This is a genomic window from Streptacidiphilus monticola (assembly GCF_042658505.1).
GTDB classification, from domain to species: Bacteria; Actinomycetota; Actinomycetes; order Streptomycetales; family Streptomycetaceae; genus Streptacidiphilus; species Streptacidiphilus monticola.
Genome location: NZ_JBHSQJ010000019.1, coordinates 128,612 through 144,029, shown reverse-complemented (window position 1 = coordinate 144,029; position 15,418 = coordinate 128,612). Strand labels below are relative to the sequence as shown.

Sequence of the window (15,418 nt, the reverse complement as noted above, 5' to 3'; positions counted from 1 at the left end):
TGGTGGGTTGCTCGCGCAGTTCCTCGCGCCCCTGGCGGGAAGGTGCAACTACTTCCCTGCGACCACCTTGCGGACCGTTCGTGCGCCGCGCGCCGCGCGGCGGACCGCCGCGCTCTGCTTGAGCAGCCGCACCGCGTTCTCCTTGCTCACCGGCTGTCCCCCGGGCAGCCCCAACCCGCTCAACCGCCGCTTCGTGAAGTACCGCGCCGTGTCCGGCCCCAGATGTCGGGTCAGCCACTCCACCGCCTCCCCCCGCAGCGGGGCGTACAGCTCGGGCTGCATGCAGTAGCCCACCGTCCGTACCAACTCCCCTGCGTCCAGCGGGGCTTCCCCCTCCCCCAGCAGCAGGTGGGCCAGCGTCACCGGCACCCGGTTGCTGTTCTCGTACGGCTGCAGCCTGCGCAGCACCAGCTCCGTGCCGACGCGGGCGACCGGAAGGCCGTACAGCGCGCGGGCGGTGAACAGGCCGGTCGAGAAGCAGCCGACGACCAGCTCCGGCTTGAACACCTCGAACGCCGTCTCCGCCAGCAGCGGCTCGTCCAGCACCCGGAGCCGGACGCCCTCCTGCTCGGCCGCCGCGAGGAGCGACCGGGTCAGCGGCAGCGGCGCGCTCGGGTGCGGCTTGAAGACGACCTGCCGGTGCCCGGCGGCCACCGCGGCCCGCAGCATGTCGCCGTGGAGTGCCTCCTCCTCGTCCTCCTCGATCAGCCCCAGCGCGGACAGGTACTGGCCGAGCAGCAGCGCCCCGCCGGGCTCGACCTCTCCCAAGTCCGGTCCGCAGGCGGCGAGTTCGGTGAGCACGGCGCGCAGTTCAGGCCCCGGCACGGCCTCCTGCGCCACGCCGTACTCGGTCAGCAGCAGGGGTGTGAGCCCGGGGACGAGATCCACGTAGAGCAGCCGCTCCAGCCGCCCGTGCAGCAGGTCGGGCAGCTTGTTGCGGGTCGGCCCGTAGGACATGACGCCGTCGGCATACACGTGCAGCAGTGCCTCGGAGAAGATCGAGGCCAGCGCGCGGGCCGGGTTGACCTGGATCGACTCCAGCACCAGCTCGACGGGCGCGTCGCCCAGCTCCCAGCCGCGCCGCAACTGCCGTTCCCAGAGCTGGACATCGGCCAGTCGCGGGCCCCAGTCGCTGGGGTGCTGCGGGTAGATCTCCGCGTTCCAGGACCGGACCTCGTCGAAGCGGGAGCGCAGCGCCGCGAAGGACGGGCTCTCGTCGAAGGCCGGGGTGGTCTCCGGGACCACGGCGTTGTTGCAGACGAGGAGGATCCGCCGCGCCGCCGGGCCGAAGCGGCCGGCGTCGATCGCGGCGCACACGGTGGCGGCGCCGTAGAGGGTGGAGGCGGCGAAGATCTGGACGGGCCGGGTCACGGCGGCGGAACTCCTCGGGTCGCGTCAGCAGTGGTACGGGGGACGGAGGTCGGGGTCAGGCCGCGACGGGCGTCCGGCGGCGGAGCCTGCGCACCGCGCGGGCACGGTCGTCGTCGATCTCGCCGAGAACCCGTTCGAGGTGGTCCTGCGGCATCCGGGCCAGCGCGTCCGCGGCCCCGGCCCGCAGTTCGGCCGCGACCTCGGGCAGCAGCCGGTCCTGTCGCGACAGGTGGTGGGCGATGATGGCGACGTAGGTGCGGACCGCTTTGGGGAGCATCGCCTCGGCGTCACGATCCGCCGCGACCTGCGCGAGGACGTCGTCGAAGGCGCGCAGGAAGGCGAGTTGGCGGGCGTCGCCGATCTGCGTGAGCGAGTTGCTGACGGCCCGTCGGTAGAACAGTCCGTGCAGGCCGGCGACGACGTAGGAGTCGGCGTTGAGGTGCAGCCGCCAGATCCAGGGCCGGTCCTCGGCGGTGCGCAGCTCGGGGTCGAAGTGGAGCAGCCCGCGGTCGCGCAGCCGGCTGTGGGCCACGCCGGCCCAGGCGTAGGGGTAGTCCACCATGGTGCGGGTGTTGGCGGGCAGGATGCCGTCCCGCGGGTCGAGGACGACGTTGCGACGTGCCTGGGGGGCCCGGTGGACCACCCGCTTGATCGCCGTGACCTGGACGTGGTCGGTGCGCACGAAGTCGGCGTCGTGGCGCTCGGCGACCGCCAGGAGCTGGGGGAGGTAGCCGGGGCCGAGCCAGTCGTCCCCGTCGAAGAACATGATCCACCGGCCCTCGGCGGCGTCCAGGCCGAGGTTGCGTGCCGCGGACAGGCCGCTGTTCTCCGGTGTGCGCAGCACCCGGGCGTCCCGGCGACCGCGGGCCCAGGCGTGCAGCAGGTCGGGTGTGCTGTCGGTCGAGCAGTCGTCCACCAGCAGGAACTCGATCCCGTCGGCGGCGTTCCGGTCCAGGCTGCGCAGCATGGTCGGCGCGAACGCCGCCACGCGGTAGCAGGGGACGACGACCGACAGCTTCACGGGCGCTCCTGAGGCCTCACCAGATCATTAACGGCAAGACCCTAGACAGGGCGGGCTTACGAACACGCAGCCCTCGTTGACGCGGGAGCGAAGTCCGCGTGAACTAGCGGAGTGCACGCGTCACCGCCCTGCGCACGGTGCGGGCCTCGCGGACCGCGCGCCGCAGCGTGGGGTTCTGCCGCAGCAGCCGGACCGCGTTCTCCTTGCTGAGTACCTGGCCGCCCGGGAGGCCGAGGGCGCTCAGGCGGGCGGTGCCGATGTAGGTACGAACCGTCTCCTCCGTACTCGCCAACAGCCAGGCCTCGGTCTCGGAGCGCAGCTCCGGGTACGCCTCGGGCTGCATGCAGTGGCCGACGGCGCGCAGCAACGGGCGCACGTCCTGCGGCGGCTGACCGCCCATCAGGGCGTGGGCCAGGGTCAGCGGCACCCGGTTGCTGTTGGCGAAGGGGGTGAGCCGCCGCAGCACGGTCGCGGCGCCGACGCTGACCACCGGCAGGCCGAACAGGGCGCGGGCGGTGAACAGTCCGGTCGAGAAGCACCCGACGACCAGCTCCGGGCGCAGCCGGGCGAAGGCCGTCTCGGCGAGGACCGGCTCGCGGAGCACGGTGACCCGGACGCAGGCCTCCTCCGCGGCCTGTTCGAGCGCCCGGGTGAGCGGCAGCGGGGCGCTCGGGTGGGGCTTGAAGACCACGTGCCGGTGCCCGGCGGCCACCGCGGCCCGCAGCATGTCGGCGTGCAGCCGCTCCTCCTCGGTGCGGCTCAGCAGCCCGAGCGGGGACAGGTACTGTCCGAGCAGCAGCGCGCCGCCCTGCGGGACGCCGCCGAAGCGGTCCAGCGCGGCCAACTCGTCGAGGACGGCCCGGAAGGCGGGCAGCGGCACCCCCTGCCGCGGGACGCCGTGCTCGGTCAGCAGCAGCGGTTCCAGGCCGGGGAGCAGGTCGGGGTGGAGCAGCCGCTCGATGCGGCCGGGGACCAGCTCCGGCAGGCGCTTGCGGGTGGGCCCGTAGCTCATCACGCCGTCGGCGTAGACGTGCACCAGCGCGTCGCCGAAGATCCGGACCAGCGCCTCGGCCGGGTTGGCCTGCAAGGACTCGACGACCAGCTCGACCGGCTCGTCCCCCAGACCCCAGCTCCGCCGCAACTGCCGCTCCCACAGCGGAAGATCGGCGTTGCGTGGGCTCCATTCGGAGGGGTGCTGCGGGGCGGTCTCCGCGTTCCAGGAGCGGACCTCGTCGAAGCGGGGCCGCAGCGCCGCGAAGCCGGGCGCCCGGTCGAGGGCGGGGGTGACCTCGGGTGCCGTGGCGTTGTTGCTGACCAGCAGGATGCGCCGGTGACCGGTGCCGAAGAGTCCGGCGTCCAGGGCCGCGCCGAGAGTGGCGGCGCCGTACAGGGTGGAGGCGACGAAGAACTGCACCATGACGTGACTCCGTTCAGGCGGCCGCGGACTGACGGGCCGCCAGACGGCGGATGAGTGTCCGGCGGGCGGGGTCGCTGGCGGCCAGGACGGTGTCGAGGTGGGCGCGCGGCATCCGTCCCACCGCGGCGGCCGCCTCGGTGCGCAGCCGCCGGGCCACGTCGCGGTGCAGGCGTCCCGCGTTGCGCCAGTGGAAGTCGATCATCGCGGTGTAGCTGCGCACGGCCTTGGGCAGCAGCCGGTCCGCCTCGCGGTCGGCGGCGGCATGGCGCAGGACGGCGTCGAAGGCGGGGATGAAGTCGAGCTGCCGGGCGTCGCCGACCTGGGTCAGCGACCCGGCGACGGCCCGCCGGTAGTGCACGCCGGCCAGGCTGCTGACGGCGTAGGAGTCGGCGCCGAGGTACAGGCGCCAGGTCCACTCGCGGTCCTCGCAGGTGCGCAGCGCCGGGTCGAAGTGGAGCAGGCCGCGGTCCAGCAGCCGGCGGTGGTGGATGCCGGCCCAGGGGAAGGGGTAGTCGACCATGGTCCTGCGGTCGGCGGGGCCGATGGCCGCGCGCGGGTCGAGGCGCACGCCCCGGCGCGCCTGCGGAGCGCGGACGAGTTCGCGAGTGCGGCCGGTGACCCGGACATGGTCGGTGCGCACGAAATCGCAGTCGAGTTCCTCGGCCTGCGCGAGGAGTTCGCGCAGATATCCGGGAGCGAGCCAGTCGTCGCCGTCGAGGAACACGATCCAGCGGCCTTTCGCCCGATCGAGTCCGGCATTGCGGGCGACGGACGGTCCGCCGTTCTCGGCGAGCCGGATCACCCGGGTGTCGGACCGGCCGGAGGCGAAGTCGTGCAGCAGTTGCCCGGTGCCGTCCCGGGAGGCGTCGTCGACCAGCAGGAACTCGGTGTCCGTGGCCGCCGCCGCGGCGAGGCCGTACAGCATGGCCGGGGCGTAGTCCTCGATGCCGTGGAAGATGGCGACCACCGACAGTTTCACGTGCGCTCCTGTTCCAACTCCCGTTCCTTTCGCGACTCTAGAGGCCGGAAAGAGAAAGTGGGAACTCCGCACGAGAACTCACAGAAAGGCCCCGCAGACTGTGTCCGCGGGGCCTTTCCTTAGGAATTGACTGAGCGTCGGCCCAGGGTGCTTCAGCCGATGTTGGTCATCACGTGCTTGATGCGGGTGTAGTCCTCGAAGCCGTAGGCGGACAGGTCCTTGCCGTAGCCGGACTTCTTGAAGCCGCCGTGGGGCATCTCGGCGACCAGCGGGATGTGGGTGTTGATCCACACGCAGCCGAAGTCGAGCTTCTTGGACATGCGCATCGCGCGGGCGTGGTCCTTGGTCCACACCGAGGAGGCCAGCGCGTACTCGACGCCGTTGGCGTTGGCCACGGCCTCGGCCTCGTCGGAGAACTTCTGCACCGTGATGACCGGGCCGAAGACCTCGTTCTGGACGATCTCGTCGTCCTGCTTGAGGCCGGAGACCACGGTGGGGGCGTAGAAGTAGCCCTTGTCGCCGACTCGGTGGCCGCCGGCCTCGACCTTGGCGTGGGCCGGCAGGCGGTCGATGAAGCCGGTGACCTGGGCCAGCTGGTTGGCGTTGTTGAGCGGGCCGAACAGCACGTCCTCGTCGTCCGGCTGCCCGGTCTTGGTGTCTTGGGCGGCCTTGGCCAGCGCGGCGACGAACTCGTCGTGGATCGACTCGTGGACCAGCACGCGGGTGGCCGCCGTACAGTCCTGGCCCGCGTTGAAGAAGCCGGCGACCGAGATGCCCTCGACGGCCTCGGCGATGTCGGCGTCCTCGAAGACCACGACCGGGGCCTTGCCGCCGAGCTCGAGGTGGACCCGCTTGACGTCCTTGGCCGCGGAGCCCGCGACCTGGATGCCGGCGCGGACCGAGCCGGTGATGGAGGCCATCGCCGGGGTGCGGTGCTCGACCATCAGCCGGCCGGTCTCCCGGTCGCCGCAGATGACGTTGAAGACGCCGGGCGGCAGGATCTCGCCGATGATCTCGGCCAGCAGCACGGTGGAGGCCGGGGTGGTGTCCGAGGGCTTGAGGACCACGGTGTTGCCCGCGGCGATGGCCGGGGCGAACTTCCACACGGCCATCATCATCGGGTAGTTCCAGGGGGCGACCTGGGCGCAGACGCCTACCGGCTCGCGGCGGATGATCGAGGTCATGCCGTCCATGTACTCGCCCGCGGACTTGCCCTCCAGCAGGCGGGCGGCGCCGGCGAAGAAGCGGATCTGGTCCACCATCGGGGGGATCTCCTCCGAGGCGGTCAGCGCGATCGGCTTGCCGGTGTTCTTGGACTCGACCGCGACCAGCTCCTCCGCGCGGGCCTCGATCGCGTCGGCGATCTTCAGCAGGGCGCGCTGCCGCTCCGAGGGCGTCGTGTCCCGCCAGCTCTCGAAGGCCGCGGCCGCGGCGGCCATGGCCGCGTCGACGTCGGCCTCGGCGGACAGCGGCGCGGTGGCGTAGGCCTCCCCCGTGGTGGGATCGATGACCTCGGTGGTGCGGCCGTCGGCCGCATCGGTGAACGCGCCGTTGATGTAGTTGCGCAGCTTCAGAAGCTCGCTCACGAGGGGACCTCTTCTCGAATCCGGGACGTCCTTGTCGGACCCTGCCCAGCGTAGCCCCACACCTACGGTTATCGGCAGGGCTGAGCTGGCAACACGATGGATTCAGTTCCTGAATCCAAGATCTGCGACGGAATCACTTGCGAACGGGCGATCGGATAGTGCATGGTGACGACGTGGCCAACCGTGACCGGAACGGCAGCGTTCCTCTCGACTCCGTCTCCAAGGCGATCATCGAGCAGCTGCAGGAGGACGGGCGGCGTCCCTACGCGACCATCGGCAAGGCAGTGGGCCTGTCGGAAGCGGCGGTTCGTCAGCGCGTCCAGAAGCTGCTCGACCAGGGCGTCATGCAGATCGTCGCCGTGACCGACCCGCTCACCGTCGGGTTCACCCGTCAGGCGATGATCGGGATCACCGTCGAGGGCGACATCGAGCCGGTCGCGGACGCGCTGGTGGCCATGGACGAGGTGGACTACGTCGTCGTCACCGCAGGCTCGTTCGACCTGATGGCCGAGCTGATCTGCGAGGACGACGAACATCTCCTCGAACTGATCAACAAGCGCATCCGCGCGCTGCCCGGCGTGCGGAGGACCGAGAGCTTCGTTTACCTGAAACTCCGGAAACAGACCTACACCTGGGGTACCCGATGAGCGCCGACGCGGACCTTTCCAAGAAGGCCTACGACCATCTGTGGATGCACTTCACCCGGATGTCCTCGTACGAGAACAGCCCGGTTCCCACCATCGTCCGTGGTGAGGGCAACTACATCTACGACAGCAACGGCCGCAAGTACCTGGACGGCCTCGCCGGCCTGTTCGTGGTGCAGGCCGGCCACGGCCGCACCGAGCTGGCCGAGGTCGCCCGGAAGCAGGCGGAGCAGCTCGCCTTCTTCCCGGTGTGGAGCTACGCCCACCCGAACGCGATCGAGCTGGCCGAGCGCCTGGCCGAGTACGCGCCGGGCGACCTGAACAAGGTCTTCTTCACCACCGGCGGCGGCGAGGCCGTCGAGACCGCGTGGAAGCTGGCCAAGCAGTACTTCAAGCTGACCGGGCACCCCACCAAGTACAAGGTCATCTCGCGAGCCGTCGCCTACCACGGCACCCCGCAGGGCGCCCTGTCCATCACCGGCCTGCCGGGCCTGAAGGCCCCGTTCGAGCCGCTGGTGCCGGGTGCGCACAAGGTCCCGAACACCAACTTCTACCGCGCGCCGCTCTTCGCGGACGACGAGGTCGCCTTCGGCCAGTGGGCCGCCGACCAGATCGAGCAGCAGATCCTGTTCGAGGGCCCGGACACCGTCGCCGCCGTCTTCCTGGAGCCGGTGCAGAACGCCGGCGGCTGCTTCCCGCCGCCGCCCGGGTACTTCCAGCGGGTCCGCGAGATCTGCGACAGGTACAACGTGCTGCTCGTCTCCGACGAGACCATCTGCGCCTTCGGCCGCCTCGGCACGACGTTCGCCTGCGACAAGTTCGACTACGTGCCGGACATCATCACCTGCGCCAAGGGCATGACCTCGGGCTACTCCCCGATCGGCGCCGCGATCATCTCCGACCGCATCGCCGAGCCGTTCTACAAGGGCGACAACACCTTCCTGCACGGCTACACCTTCGGCGGCCACCCGGTCTCCTCGGCCGTCGCGCTGGCCAACCTCGACCTGTTCGAGCGTGAGGGCCTGAACAAGCACGTGCTGGAGAACGAGGGCGCCTTCCTGCAGACGCTGCAGAAGCTGCACGACCTGCCGATCGTCGGCGACGTCCGCGGCAACGGCTTCTTCTACGGCATCGAACTGGTCGCCGACAAGGCCACCAAGGAGTCGCTGAGCGACGAGCAGTGCGAGCGCGTGCTCTACGGCTTCCTGTCCAAGGCCCTGTTCGACAACGGCCTGTACTGCCGCGCCGACGACCGTGGCGACCCGGTCATCCAGCTCTCCCCGCCGCTGACGGCGGACCAGTCCACCTTCGACGAGATCGAGCAGATCCTGCGCTCGGTCCTCACCGAGGCGTGGACCAAGCTCTGACGGTTCCCTGACGGTCCGTCACGAGTCGTCCGATGGGCGGCACCTGCTCCGTGCGGGTGCCGCCCATCGGCGTGTATTTTCGTGCTCTGTTCGAGTGATTATCGCGACACGAGGGAAGAAAGCGCACGCAACCGGCGTGAGGATGCCTCGTTCTAGTCTGTGAGCCACAACTCGCATGCAGCGGAGGTTCCCCGTGTCCGTCGCCCCAGCCGCCCCACCGGACAACGACGTCCTCTGGGCGCGGGCCCTGGTCAAGTTCCACCAGGGGACCCCCGCCCTGCGCAGCGTCTCCCTCGGCGTCCGCGAGGGCGAGGTGCTCGCCGTCACCGGCCCGCGCGGCGCCGGCAAGACCACCCTGCTCGACTGCCTCAGCGGCATACTGACCGCGGACGAGGGCGAGATCTGGTTCAACTCCTCCCCGGTGCACACGCTCAACCGCGCCGGACGGGAGCGGCTGCGCCGCGAGCGCTTCGGCTACGTCGGCCCCGAGCCGCACCTGGTCCCGGAACTGACGGCGCGTGAGAACGTCGCCCTGCCGCTGCTGCTGGCGGGCGCCCCGCGCCGGGACGCGTACACCGCCGCCGCCGAGTGGCTGGAGCGGCTGGACGTCGCCGCCTGCGCCAAGCTCCGCCCGGCGGAGCTGGTGCAGGACCAGCGCCAGCGTGTGGCCGTCGCCCGCGCCCTGGCCCCGCGCCCGGCCGTGCTCTTCGCCGACGAGCCCACCGCGCCGCTGCACCGCGAGTCCCAGGACCAGGTCATGCGGATACTGCTGGCCGCGTCCCGCTCGCACAAGATCACCCTTATCCTGGCGACGCACGATTCGAACGTGGCCCGCTACGCCGACCGGATCGCCGCGATGGCCGACGGTCGCCTGGCCGCCCCGGTGACGGCCCGTCAGGAGGCCGCCGCCCCGGCCGAGTCGGAGCCGCTGCCCGTGGCGGTGCCCGCCGCGACGGCGCTCGGGCCCGGGTCGGGCGGCGACTCGGAGCCACAGCCGGATCCACCCTTGGAACCACAGTTGGATTCACAGTCGGAAGAGGACGCAGCCAGGTGTTCTACCTCCGTGTAGCCCGCGGATACCGCACGCTCGACCTGCTGCGCTGGGCGCTGACGACGATCGCCGCCGGCATCGTCGCCGCCCTGCTGCTGCGGGCCCTCGGCCGGGCCCTCAGCGATCCGGCGGCCTCGCACGCCGCCGTGCTGCGCCTGCTGTGGTGCCTGCCGGCGCTGGCCGGCGTGGCATACCTGGCCGCGGCCTGGGCCCGGGCCATGCCGGTGCAGCAGCCCGAGCGGATCGCCGGCCTGCTGGCCGCCGGGCTGGGCAAGCTGCGGCTGCGGGTGCTGCTCGCCGGGGAGATCGCGGTGGCCTGCGCGGTCGGCGCGCTCACCGCGCTGGCCGGGTACCTGCTGCTGCGCGGCCACGTGCTCGAACTGGCGCCGGGCACCAAGCTCGACCGGGCGCTCGCCGTCCACGCGTCGCTGCCCCCGGCCGCGGCGATCACCCTGCTCGCCCTGGTCCCGCTCTGCGGCGGCCTCGCCGCCGCAGCGGCGGTCCGTCCGGAGGACGTACTGCCGGACGAGGACGCCCAACCGGCCGCGTCGACCCCCGGGCCGCTGCAACTGGCCGTGAGCGCCGGACTGTTGACGGGCGGCACGGCGATGGTGCTGGCCGCCGTGCACACCCGCGGGGCGGTGGCGGGAGCACTCGGCTGGATGCTGGCCGTCGTCGGCCTGGCCCTCGCCGTGCCGCTCCTGCTGCACGCCTCCGGCCTGGTGCTGACGTGGGGCGGCCCGCGGGCCGTGCGCCTGCTGGCCGGCCGCGGCCTGCAGTCCGAGGCCCGAAGGCTGGGCACCCCGCTGGCCGTGCTGGCCATCGTCGGCGCGGTGGGGGTGGTGGCGGTCCGCCACTACGCCGCCGAGGCGGGACCGGTCGGGCCCCTCCCCCGCATCGAGGGGGTGCTGCTGGCGCTGTGCGTGCTGGGCGCCCTGCTGACCCGCCTCGCCGAGCTGAGCGGCTTGCGCCGTGCGATCTACGCCCCGCTGGAGCGGATGGGCGCTCCCGCCTCGACGTTCCGCTCCGCGGTGGCCCTGCGGAGCGTGGCAGCCGTCGCGGTGGTGCTGGCGACGGGCACGGCCACGGGCCTCCTGGCCACCGCCGCACTTTCGATCTGAGGGTGAGCCCACCGCAGGGGCGCGAGGATCCCCCACCCTTCGGGCGGGAGGTGCCCCCACCGCGACCAGCCCACCACTGAGGGAGGTCCGTCCCCGATCAACGGGTCGGACCTCCGTGGGTGGTGGGCCGGTCGCGCAGCACCTCGCGCCCCTGGAGGGTGCAACTATCCCGCCGCGGCCAACTGGCCGCAGGCGCCGTCGATTTCCTGGCCCCGGGTGTCGCGGACGGTGACCGGCACGCCGTGGGACTGCAGCCGCCGCACGAACTCCGCCTCGTCCTCCGGACGGCTCGCCGTCCACTTCGAGCCGGGCGTCGGGTTCAGCGGGATGAGGTTCACGTGGGCCCGGTGGTTCTTCAGCAGGCGTCCCAGCAGATCCGCCCGCCATGCCTGGTCGTTGATGTCGCGGATCAGCGCGTACTCGATGGAGACCCGGCGCCCGGACTGCGCGGCGTAGTCCCACGCCGCGTCCAGCACCTCGGCCACCTTCCAGCGGGTGTTCACGGGCACCAGCTCGTCGCGCAGCTCGTCGTCCGGGGCGTGCAGCGACACCGCGAGGCGGACGCTGAGCTTCTCCTCCGCGAGCCGGTTGATCGCGGGGACCAGGCCGACGGTCGAGACGGTGATCCCGCGCTGTGAGAGGCCGAAGCCGCTGGGCGCCGGCTCGGTGAGGCGGCGGATGGCCGCGATGACGCGCTTGTAGTTCGCCAGCGGCTCGCCCATGCCCATGAAGACGACGTTGGACAGGCGCACGGCCCTCTCCTCGCCCTCGGCCCCGCCCGGCGTTCCACCGAAGTCGCCCGCCTTGATACTGCGCATGCCCGCGGCGATCTGCTCCACGATCTCGGCGGTGGAGAGGTTGCGGGTCAGCCCCGCCTGGCCCGTGGCGCAGAAGGGGCAGTTCATGCCGCAGCCCGCCTGGGAGCTGATGCACATGGTGATCCGGTCGGGGTACTTCATCAGCACCGACTCGACGAGGACACCGTCGAAGAGCTTCCACAGCGTCTTGCGCGTGGTGTCGTTGTCGCAGGAGACGTGCCGGACCTCGGTCATCAGGTTCGGCAGCAGCGCCTCGGCCAGCTTCGCGCGGGACGCGGCCGGGATGTCCGTCCACTCGTCCGGCCGGGCCGACAGGCGCGCGAAGTACTGACGCGAGAGCTGGTCCGCGCGGAAGGGCTTCTCGCCCAGGGCGGCCAGCGCCTCGCGGCGCTCGGCCGCGTCCATGTCGGCGAGGTGGCGCGGCGGCTTGGCGCCCCGGGGCGCGACGAACGTGAGCTGTCCAGGCAGTGGCTTAGGCATGATGCCTTCAAGTGTCGCAGATGCCCCGCCCCCTTACGGGCGCGAGGAATCCCCCGCCCTCCGGGCGCGAGGTGCCCCAGCCCGTCCAACACACCACTGGGGGAGGTCCGCCCCGTTGATCGAGGCCGGACCTCCCCCAGTGGTGTGTTGGACGCGCAGTTCCTCGCGCCCCTGTCGGGGCGCCGCTACATGTTGGTGCCGACCAGTCCGGCGAGGACGAGCCAGACGACGGGCGCGGTGGGCAGCAGGGAGTCGAGGCGGTCCATGATCCCGCCGTGGCCGGGGAGCAGGGTGCCCATGTCCTTGATGCCGAGATCCCGCTTGATCATCGACTCGCCGAGGTCGCCCAGCGTGGCGCTCACCGCGACGCACGCGCCCAGCACCAGGCCCTGCCACCACGAACCCTTGTCGATCATGAACTGCATGCCGAGGGCCCCGGCGATCATGCACAGCAGCACCCCGCCGACCAGACCTTCCCGGGTCTTGCCGGGACTGATCCTCGGGGCCAGCTTGTGCCGGCCGAAGCGCGAGCCCACCGCGTACGCGCCGGTGTCGCTGCACACCGTCAGCACGAGGAACAGCACGACGCGCTGCGGGCCGTCGTCCGCGGCCAGCATCAGCATCACGAACGTCGCCAGGTAGGGGACGTAGAACGCCGTGAACACGGCGGCGGTCACGTCCCGCAGGTAGTCCTCCGGCGGCTCGGACATCCGCCAGACCAGCAGCCCCAGGCAGGTCAGCGCGAAGGCGACCAGCGCCGCCTGGGCGCCGCCCAGGTACGCCGACACCTCCATCGCCGCGCCGCCCACCACCAGCGGCACGAGCGGCACCCGGATGCCCTTGGCCTCCAGCAGACGGCTCGTCAACTCCCAGGCCCCGACGGCGACCGCGGCCACCACGACACCGGTGAACAGCCACTTCACGAAGAACAGCGAAGCGACGATGACGACGCCCAGCCCGACGCCCACCCCTATGGCGGCGCGGAGGTCGCGTCCCGCCTTGGGCTGCTTGGGCGCCGCGGGGGCAGGGGGGATGTGCGGCTGTGGCATCTGCGGCGCCTGCTCGCTCACGGGGGGCACGGGGGGCATGTACTGAGTCTGTGCCATGGGGTCGGTGGGCGCACCGAACGGCAGTCCCTCCGGGGGCGCTGCGTGTCGGGCGGCGCCGGGCGCGGGCCCCCAGAGGGAGTCGTCGTTCATCAGACCTCGAGCAGCTCGGCTTCCTTGTGCTTCAGGAGCTCGTCCACCTGCGCGACGTAGCGCGCGGTCGTGTCCTCGAGCTCCTTCTCGGCGCGGCGCACCTCGTCCTCGCCGACCTCGCCGTCCTTGACGAGCTTGTCGAGGGTCTCCTTGGCCTTGCGGCGCACCGAGCGGATGGAGATCTTGGCGTCCTCGGCCTTGCCGCGGGCGACCTTGATGTACTCCTTGCGGCGCTCCTCGGTCAGCTGCGGGAACACCACCCGGATGATGGACCCATCGTTGCTCGGGTTGACGCCGAGGTCGGAGTTGCGGATCGCCTCCTCGATGACGCGCAGCGAACTCTTGTCGAAGGGCGAGACGACCGCCATCCGCGGCTCGGGCACCGAGAAGGAGGCCAGCTGGTTGATCGGGGTCATCGTCCCGTAGTACTCGGCGACGATCTTGGCGAACATCGCCGGGTGGGCGCGGCCGGTACGGATCGCGGCGAAGTCGTCCTTCGCCACGTTGACGGCCTTCTCCATCTTCTCCTCGGCCTCGAGGAGGGTCTCTTCGATCACAGTCTGCTCCCGCTAGGAGGTTCGGAGGGTCAGGAATGCGGTGCGTCGGTGCTGATCAGCGTGCCGATCTTCTCACCCTTCACGGCCCGGGCGATATTGCCCTCCTTGAGGAGTTCGAAGACGAGGATCGGGAGGTCGTTGTCCTTGCACAGGGTGATCGCCGTGAGGTCGGCGACCTTGAGGTCGCGCGCGATCACCTCGCTGTAGTCGAGCGCGTCGAAGCGGACCGCGCCGGGGTTGGTGCGCGGGTCGGAGTCGTAGACGCCGTCCACCCCGTTCTTGCCCATGAGCAGCACCTCGGCGTGGATCTCCAGCGCACGCTGCACGGCGGTGGTGTCGGTGGAGAAGTAGGGCATGCCCATACCGGCGCCGAAGATCACGACGCGGCCCTTCTCCAGGTGGCGCACGGCCCGCAGCGGCAGGTACGGCTCGGCGACCTGGCCCATGGTGATCGCGGTCTGCACCCGGGTCTCGACGCCCTCCTTGTTCAGGAAGTCCTGCAGCGCAAGGGAGTTCATCACGGTGCCGAGCATGCCCATGTAGTCGGACCGGGCCCGGTCCATGCCGCGCTGCTGCAGTTCGGCGCCGCGGAAGAAGTTTCCGCCGCCGATGACCACGGCCACCTCGGTGCCGCCGCGCACCACCGTGGCGATCTCGCGGGCGATGGCGTGGACGACGTCGGGGTCGACGCCGAGGCCGCCTCCGCCGGCGAACGCCTCGCCGGAAAGCTTGAGCAGCACGCGGCGACGCGTGCCCTGCTCGGCGGTGACCGTCATCAGACCCTCCTTGTACCGGCCACGCGGGTTTCCCGCGTGTACAAGAGGAGGCCACCGCCGCGGCGAGGTGTGGTTACCTCCACGGCAGTGGCCTCCTCGTCGTTCTCACGACTCACATCGTAGGGGCGTGTACCCCTGCTGCCCGCGTCGCGTACTGCTCGGAGTACGGGACGGTCAGGCGCCGACGCGGAAGCGCACGAAACGGGTCAGCTTGACGCCGGCCTCGTCGAGCACCTTCTGCACGGTCTTCTTGTTGTCCTTGGCGTAGGCCTGCTCCAGGACCGCGTTCTCCTTGACGAAGCCGGTGACGCGACCCTCGACGATCTTGGGCAGGGCGGCCTCGGGCTTGCCCTCCTCGCGAGCGGTGGCCTCGGCGATGCGGCGCTCGTTGTCGAGCACCTCGGCCGGGATCTCCTCGCGGGAGAGGAAGGACGGACCGAAGGCGGCGATGTGCTGCGCGACGCCCTTGGCCACCTCCTCGTTCTCGCCGTCCAGCTCGACCAGGACGCCGATCGCCGGCGGCAGGTCGGGGTCGGTGCGGTGCATGTAGGCGTAGACCGAGCCGCCGTCCTTGAACTGGGCGAAGCGACGGAAGACGATCTTCTCGCCCAGGTTGGCGTTGGCCTCGTCCACGAACTGCTGGACGGTCTTGCCAGGCTCGATCTCGGCGGCCAGCGCGGCCTCGATGTCGGCCGGGGACTGCTCGGCCACGAAGGCGGCCAGGCGGTCGGCGACGGCCACGAACTTGTCGCCCTTGGCCACGAAGTCGGTCTCGCAGTTCAGCTCGACCAGGACGCCGGACTTGGTGCCGTCCAGCAGGGAGACGACGGCGCCGTTGGAGGCGTCGCGGCCCTCGCGCTTGGCGACACCCTTCTGGCCCTTGATGCGGAGCAGCTCGACGGCCTTCTCCACGTTGCCCTCGGCCTCTTCGAGGGCCTTCTTGCAGTCCATCATCCCGGCGCCGGTGAGCTCACGGAGCTTCTTGACGTCCGCGGCGGTGAAGTTCGCCATGGTTCCTGAATCTCTTCTCG

General features: G+C 71.2%; 14 protein-coding genes. 4 read left to right on the top strand and 10 right to left on the bottom strand.

Annotation, left to right across the window (positions count from 1 at the left end; translation table 11 throughout):
* Nucleotides 1-48: 48 nt before the first annotated feature.
* From ACFP3V_RS06450 to ACFP3V_RS06430, 5 genes are all read right to left on the bottom strand, one after another.
* Nucleotides 49-1,371: a polysialyltransferase family glycosyltransferase gene (locus tag ACFP3V_RS06450; protein ID WP_380580668.1), complete on the bottom strand. Its 1,323-nt coding sequence runs from the start codon at nt 1,369-1,371 to the stop codon at nt 49-51.
* A gap of 55 nt (nt 1,372-1,426) precedes the next feature.
* Nucleotides 1,427-2,392, bottom strand: a complete 966-nt coding sequence (locus ACFP3V_RS06445; protein ID WP_380580666.1) for a glycosyltransferase family 2 protein — start codon at nt 2,390-2,392, stop codon at nt 1,427-1,429.
* Between the two features lie 103 nt (nt 2,393-2,495).
* Entirely contained in the window at nt 2,496-3,809 is a 1,314-nt protein-coding gene (locus ACFP3V_RS06440; RefSeq protein ID WP_380580664.1) for a polysialyltransferase family glycosyltransferase, read from the bottom strand.
* A gap of 13 nt (nt 3,810-3,822) precedes the next feature.
* Entirely contained in the window at nt 3,823-4,788 is a 966-nt protein-coding gene (locus ACFP3V_RS06435; protein ID WP_380580662.1) for a glycosyltransferase family 2 protein, read from the bottom strand.
* A 152-nt stretch (nt 4,789-4,940) separates the two neighbouring features.
* Entirely contained in the window at nt 4,941-6,374 is a 1,434-nt protein-coding gene (locus ACFP3V_RS06430; protein ID WP_380580660.1) for a gamma-aminobutyraldehyde dehydrogenase, read from the bottom strand.
* 173 nt (nt 6,375-6,547) lie between these two features.
* On the opposite strand from ACFP3V_RS06430, the gene ACFP3V_RS06425 reads away from it, so the two are divergent.
* From ACFP3V_RS06425 to ACFP3V_RS06410, 4 genes are all read left to right on the top strand, one after another.
* Nucleotides 6,548-7,021, top strand: coding sequence for an Lrp/AsnC family transcriptional regulator (locus ACFP3V_RS06425; protein ID WP_380580658.1), 474 nt, complete (start codon nt 6,548-6,550; stop codon nt 7,019-7,021).
* Nucleotides 7,018-8,385 carry an aspartate aminotransferase family protein gene (locus ACFP3V_RS06420; protein WP_380580656.1) on the top strand — a complete coding sequence of 456 codons (1,368 nt, stop codon included), beginning with the start codon at nt 7,018-7,020 and terminating at the stop codon, nt 8,383-8,385. The genes ACFP3V_RS06425 and ACFP3V_RS06420 overlap by 4 nt, the downstream gene beginning before the upstream one ends.
* Nucleotides 8,386-8,560: 175 nt before the next feature.
* A complete protein-coding gene (locus ACFP3V_RS06415; RefSeq protein ID WP_380580654.1) occupies nt 8,561-9,454 on the top strand; it encodes an ABC transporter ATP-binding protein in 894 nt (297 codons plus the stop codon).
* On the top strand, nt 9,436-10,557 hold the full coding sequence (locus ACFP3V_RS06410) for a hypothetical protein (RefSeq protein ID WP_380580652.1): 1,122 nt from the start codon (nt 9,436-9,438) through the stop codon (nt 10,555-10,557). The genes ACFP3V_RS06415 and ACFP3V_RS06410 overlap by 19 nt, the downstream gene beginning before the upstream one ends.
* 164 nt (nt 10,558-10,721) lie before the next feature.
* Here ACFP3V_RS06410 and rlmN read toward each other — a convergent pair whose 3' ends face one another.
* From rlmN to tsf, 5 genes are all read right to left on the bottom strand, one after another.
* Nucleotides 10,722-11,855: a dual-specificity RNA methyltransferase RlmN gene (rlmN, locus tag ACFP3V_RS06405; protein WP_380580650.1), complete on the bottom strand. Its 1,134-nt coding sequence runs from the start codon at nt 11,853-11,855 to the stop codon at nt 10,722-10,724.
* A gap of 185 nt (nt 11,856-12,040) precedes the next feature.
* The gene (locus ACFP3V_RS06400; protein WP_380580648.1) at nt 12,041-12,961 is read right to left on the bottom strand and encodes a phosphatidate cytidylyltransferase; all 921 of its coding nucleotides are present in this window, start codon (nt 12,959-12,961) and stop codon (nt 12,041-12,043) included.
* Nucleotides 12,962-13,053: 92 nt separating this feature from the next.
* Nucleotides 13,054-13,611: a ribosome recycling factor gene (gene frr, locus ACFP3V_RS06395; RefSeq protein ID WP_380580646.1), complete on the bottom strand. Its 558-nt coding sequence runs from the start codon at nt 13,609-13,611 to the stop codon at nt 13,054-13,056.
* Nucleotides 13,612-13,640: 29 nt separating this feature from the next.
* Nucleotides 13,641-14,387: a UMP kinase gene (pyrH, locus tag ACFP3V_RS06390; RefSeq protein WP_380580644.1), complete on the bottom strand. Its 747-nt coding sequence runs from the start codon at nt 14,385-14,387 to the stop codon at nt 13,641-13,643.
* A 174-nt stretch (nt 14,388-14,561) separates the two neighbouring features.
* Nucleotides 14,562-15,398, bottom strand: coding sequence for a translation elongation factor Ts (gene tsf, locus ACFP3V_RS06385; RefSeq protein ID WP_380580642.1), 837 nt, complete (start codon nt 15,396-15,398; stop codon nt 14,562-14,564).
* Nucleotides 15,399-15,418: the final 20 nt, after the last annotated feature.